This is a genomic window from Komagataeibacter melomenusus, from assembly GCF_013155395.1.
GTDB classification, from domain to species: domain Bacteria; phylum Pseudomonadota; class Alphaproteobacteria; order Acetobacterales; family Acetobacteraceae; genus Komagataeibacter; species Komagataeibacter melomenusus.
Window position 1 is genome coordinate 1 of the sequence record NZ_JABJWC010000093.1, and the last position, 2,582, is coordinate 2,582.

Below are 2,582 nucleotides of genomic sequence, written 5' to 3' on the forward strand. Positions count from 1 at the left end.
TCAAGCGGGCAAGCCGCTCTTCAACGTCAAAAAATCCCGTCTGCTTCATGATCCATACTCCAATCAACGCAAGGAAAATGGAATCACAGAGCAGACCTCAATACCAGAGGGTTTTTCGAACCCTCCAGATCAGTGCACGGAGCGCATAATCGGTCTGCAAATTAAGTTTCATACCTACAGCATGCATCTACTTGACAGATTTTCCAAGATGTCTGACACAAAAGGTGTATGGACTATGAACCTTAAAGGATCGAATCACAATGTCCGCCCCACTCGACGAAAAAACACGCGCTCTCGTTGTTGCGACAGTTCCAGCTCTCAAAGCGCACGGTCTTGCGATTACGGAAGAAATGTACAAGCGTCTTCTGTCGCACCCCGAAATTCGAGATCTCTTTAATCTCTCCCATCAGCGGGATCTGGAGCAGCCCAAAGCACTGGCGCTGGCTGTTCTCGCGTATGCCGAGCATATCAATGATCTTGGAAAGCTGGGCGGCATGGTCGAGCGCATTGCCGAAAAGCATGTTGGCCTGAACATTTTGCCTGAGCATTATCCTTTCGTTGCAGACGCGTTGATCGGTGCTATCAAGCACGTTCTCGGCGATGCGGCGACTCCGGAAATTATTGATGCATGGGGTAAAGCTTACTGGTTTCTGGCAGATGTCCTGATCGGTCGAGAAAAACAGATCTATGACGAGCACGAACATGCTCCTGGAGGCTGGAAGGGGTGGCGTGAATTCACGGTCCGAGCACGGCACAAAGAAACGCCTTTCATTACTTCGTTTGATCTGGTTCCAGTCGATGGAAAGCCGCTTTTTCATCATAAGGCCGGCCAATATCTGAGCTTCAAACTTGATATTCCGGGTCACGGGTCACAACGACGTAATTACAGTATTTCTTCAGCACCTGGGGCCGACCATTACCGTATTACCGTCAAGCGTCATGATCAGGGGGTAGTCTCAACGTGGCTTCACGACAGTGTGCAGGTCGGTGACATTCTTCAGGCCGCTAATCCAGCGGGTGATTTTTTTCTGGATGAAGCCAGTCATGCCCCGGTCGTTCTTCTGGCGGCAGGCGTTGGTCTCACGCCGCTGATCTCTATGATTGAAGATCTTGTCGCAACACATTCTGGTCGTAAAATACATTATGTTCTGGGAGCCGACACAGTTGATCTGGCAGCGTTTGTGCCTTTTGTGACGTCTCTGGCGACTGCAGGAAAACTGACAGCTGAGTTCTTTTTTGCAAAGGGCAATGTTCCTGCGGGAAACCTTCCAGGACAGCCTGTTGCGCAATCCAATGTTGCTTCATCAGGATGGCTGCATAGAACACTCAGTCATTTGACAGGTAGCAAGGGAACAATACCAGAAGCTGTCTCTTCTGCGGGTATTACGGTTCATTCAGGTCATATTACACAAGATTGGCTGCGCAAAAACCTTGATCACGCAGCGACCTATTACATCTGTGGCCCGGATTCTTTCATGCGCGACATGATTGAAACTTTGCGTAACGAGCAGTTGTCAGGCTCTCAGATCCGCTATGAGATTTTTGGCTCCGCATCTGATCCGGCTCTGGTGATCTGAAACCTGTCAGACGACCTTCTCAGAAAGGAGGAGGTCGTCCGGTCGCTTTTTTTCTGTTTTCTTAAAGTTTTAGCCAGAAAGTCCGTTCAGGATGTCCAAGACGTCATTAGTCAATCGTCCTGACAGGGATCCTGTCAGCACTGTCCTGAAGTGGGTTTTACTTGTTGTCGGGTTTGCTACCGCGATGCTGCTGTTCTGGACAACACTCAGGACATATCAGGGTGCTCCACCTCAGCCTCAGAGATTTGTTTCCCGGTCCGGGGATGTCATCATGACTGCAGATGACATTATCGCTGGTAAAGGCGGGTTCCAGAAAGCAGACCTGATGGATTATGGCAGTCTGTATGGTATGGGCTCGTATTATGGAGAAGATTACACAGCATCCTTACTAAAAAATATTGCGCTTTCAACACGGGAAAATTATGCACACGATGTCGGAGAGAGGACCTTTTCCCATCTGTCTCCGGAAAAGCAGACGGTTGCGACAACCCATATGCGTGAGGATCTTCGTGGCATCGATCTGACACAAGACACGGTTGTGTTACCCGATGCCGTATCCCACGCTTTTGTAAAAATACGTGATGAAACAGCGGCGTCGTTTCTTAGGACAGACCGCTCTTCCGGCTGGAATGCGACACAGGCTCTCACGCCAGCGCTTGCGTTAAAAACAGCCGATTTTCTCATGTATTCAGCTTTGACGACTGTGGCGCATCGCCCTGGCGAGACCTATTCATGGACGGAGAACTGGCCGTATGAACCGTTGGTTGGGAATACACCAACGGGGACCACATTTATATGGACGTGGGCGAGTTTTGGCTTTGTTTTTCTCGCATTTGGTGTCGTTCTGTTTATCTATGAATACTGGCTTGATGATGCTGATACTAGGGCCTGTTAGGGCTTGATCCAGTCTGCTGCGGCAGCGATGTGGATGACCGCGAGGAACGACGTTGCTGTTTTTTCATATCTGGTTGCGACAGCGCGCCACTCCTTGAGGCGAGCCCAGAG

General features: G+C 49.9%; 3 protein-coding genes. 2 read left to right on the forward strand and 1 reads right to left on the reverse strand.

What is annotated here, in order from left to right:
- The first annotated feature begins 260 nt into the window (after nucleotides 1-260).
- Together HNW77_RS17095 and HNW77_RS17100 are read left to right on the forward strand one after the other, a co-directional pair.
- Nucleotides 261-1,577, forward strand: coding sequence for a globin domain-containing protein (locus HNW77_RS17095; RefSeq protein WP_006117537.1), 1,317 nt, complete (start codon nucleotides 261-263; stop codon nucleotides 1,575-1,577).
- A gap of 184 nt (nucleotides 1,578-1,761) precedes the next feature.
- The gene (locus tag HNW77_RS17100; RefSeq protein ID WP_372447729.1) at nucleotides 1,762-2,472 is read left to right on the forward strand and encodes a nitric oxide reductase; all 711 of its coding nucleotides are present in this window, start codon (nucleotides 1,762-1,764) and stop codon (nucleotides 2,470-2,472) included.
- Here HNW77_RS17100 and HNW77_RS17105 read toward each other — a convergent pair.
- Nucleotides 2,469-2,582, reverse strand: a 114-nt coding sequence (locus tag HNW77_RS17105) for a transposase (RefSeq protein WP_146044241.1), incomplete at its 5' end; no start/stop codon positions are given. The two genes, HNW77_RS17100 and HNW77_RS17105, sit on opposite strands and share 4 nt — an antisense overlap.

Coding starts and splice junctions, on each gene's coding strand:
- HNW77_RS17095 (WP_006117537.1), top strand. CDS start 261: ATGTCCGCCCCACTCGACGAAAAAACACGCGCTCTCGTTGTTGCGACA.
- HNW77_RS17100 (WP_372447729.1), top strand. CDS start 1,762: ATGCTGCTGTTCTGGACAACACTCAGGACATATCAGGGTGCTCCACCT.